Origin of the sequence: Paraburkholderia guartelaensis, from assembly GCF_004353905.1 — a bacterium.
GTDB classification, from domain to species: domain Bacteria; phylum Pseudomonadota; class Gammaproteobacteria; order Burkholderiales; family Burkholderiaceae; genus Paraburkholderia; species Paraburkholderia guartelaensis.
Window position 1 is genome coordinate 1 of the sequence record NZ_SMOD01000131.1, and the last position, 2,263, is coordinate 2,263.

At 62.2% G+C, this 2,263-nt stretch carries 2 protein-coding genes and 1 pseudogene; all 3 read left to right on the forward strand.

Features of this window, described 5'->3' with window-relative positions; genetic code table 11:
- Positions 1-788: autotransporter domain-containing protein (locus E1N52_RS43450; RefSeq protein WP_133191229.1), on the forward strand; the 788-nt coding region annotated here is incomplete at its 5' end.
- Between the two features lie 453 nt (positions 789-1,241).
- Positions 1,242-1,973 (forward strand): autotransporter-associated beta strand repeat-containing protein, encoded by a 732-nt coding sequence (locus E1N52_RS43455; RefSeq protein WP_246089479.1) that lies wholly within the window; start codon positions 1,242-1,244, stop codon positions 1,971-1,973.
- 68 nt (positions 1,974-2,041) lie between these two features.
- Positions 2,042-2,263: pseudogene (locus E1N52_RS43460) on the forward strand (IS110 family transposase); the annotation flags it as partial.

Here is a 2,263-nt window from a genome sequence, read left to right on the forward strand (position 1 = left end):
GCGCCAGCGGTCACCTGCTCGGCTTCCAGGCGGGTCTCGATGTCTGGCGCGGCAGCTTCCTGCCGGGCCATCACGACGCCACCGGCGTCTACTTCGCGTACGGCAACAGCGATGTGGACGTGAACGGGCTCGTCACCAATGCGGCCGCAACCGCATACGTGCCTTCCAGCACCGGCACGCTGAACCTCAATGCGTATTCCGGCGGCGCCTACTGGACGCACTACGGTCCCGGCGGCTGGTACGTCGACGCGGTGCTGCAGGGCACGTACTACGACGGCAACGCGACGACACAGAACGCACGGCTGCCGGTTTCGGGGTCTGGAATACTCACGTCGCTGGAAGCGGGCTACCCGTTCGCGTTGCCGCTCGGGCCCGCATTCGTGCTGGAGCCGCAGGCGCAGCTCATCTGGCAGCACGTGGGGCTGAACGAGGCCAATGACGGGCTCGGGCCGGTCGATCCGGGCTCCACCTCAGGCGTGAGCGGGCGGCTGGGCGTGCGAGGGCAATGGACGATCGATCGCGCGAATGGCCAGGTGTGGCAGCCGTATGTGCGCGCCAATCTCTGGCGAGACTGGGGTGCACAGGCCACGACCACGTATTCCGGCGTTGATCAGGTGCCGCTCTCGCAGCAGGCAACTCGCATGGATGTAGCCGCAGGCTTCACAGCGAAGCTCGACACACGCATGAGGGTATATGGCCAGTTCGGCTACCAGTTCTCGGTCAACAGCTCGGCGAGTGGGCAGCGCAGGGGAGTTTGGGGCGACGTGGGTGTCAGGTGCGCGTGGTAATGGTCCGGAGTCCTTCTGATACAGCCGGCGCTCGTATCTGGCGATTTGAGCCAGGCCGACAGTTGAATGATTCTTGCGCAGAATCCTGCGCACGTTTCCTCGCGCGGATCGAGCGTCGCGTCATGCCCGACTTCCGACCGATGCGGCTGCCCGCAACCGACTCAAGGCTGACATTTCGGTCTCGCGATGCAACGTCCGCAATCCTCATGCTTCCCGACGCATGCACCCGCCGGTTGGACCCGCGGCGCGATACTGGGGCGCCAATCATCGAGAACGCGCCGAATAGGATAAATGCATCAGGTAAAGGCGGGTGAGTTTGGAATCTGTCGCGCCGCTTACCTACACTAAATCCAGGAAGCCCCTTCCCGCCACTCATCTGCGAGTTCGACGCCGGCCAGCCTGACCGGGTGATGTTTAAAGCACAGTGTGGTCTCCTACGGAGTGGAGGCGCCAGTGAAAAAGCTGGTCAGGACTGCCAATATTGCCGCGGTTTTTGCTGTCTTGCTAGCGGGTTCGCCTTCAAGGGCGGCAGACCTGACCTGGGACCCCAACGGCGGCGCATCCGGGGCAGGAGGCAGCGGCACGTGGGATACCACCACCCCGTCCTGGAACGGCGGCACCGCTATTTGGAACAATGCCACGCCAGACAATGCGATTTTCGGCGGGGCCGCAGGCACAGTCAGTCTAAGCGTGCCGATCACCGTGCAAAACCTTACGTTCAACGTGGGTGGCTACACGATCACTGGCGGCAACCTGACACTGGGAGGGACCAATCCGACGATCACGACCACCGGCACCAATTCGGCGATCATCAATTCAGCCATTGCCGGTACAGCAGGCCTCGTCAAAAGCGGCACTGGCACGCTGGTTCTTACGGGAACCAACACCTATACCGGTGGCACAACGATCAGCGCCGGCACACTGCAGCTGGGCAATGGCGGTACTAGCGGCAGCATTGTGGGCAACGTCACCGACAATGGCACCCTGGCAGTGAACAACAGCTCCGTGCTGGTCTTGCCCGGTGTGATCTCCGGCAGTGGCGGGGTCACCCAGATTGGCCGCGGCACCACCGTCGTGACCGGCGCCAACACGTACACAGGCGGTACCACGATTTCCGCTGGCAGGCTCCAGCTCGGCAATGGTGGCACCACGGGAAGCATCGTTGGAGACGTCGCCGACAACTAATGACATGGTCCGCCCCACCTTACCGAATAAGTTACGCTGACAGAGCTCACTCGGAACCGGAGACCATAATGGACCACGCGATGCTCGTTGGAATCGATCTTGGCAAGCATTCCTTTCACCTTCACGGTCAGGACCGGAACGGCAAGGCCGTGTTTCGCAAGAAGCTGGGGCGTAAGCAACTGTTTGAATTCTTCGCGACGTACGAGGTCTGCATCATCGTCATGGAAGCGTGCGCCGGCTCTCATCACATGGCGCGCAAGCTGTCCACATTCGGCCACCAGGTCAAACTT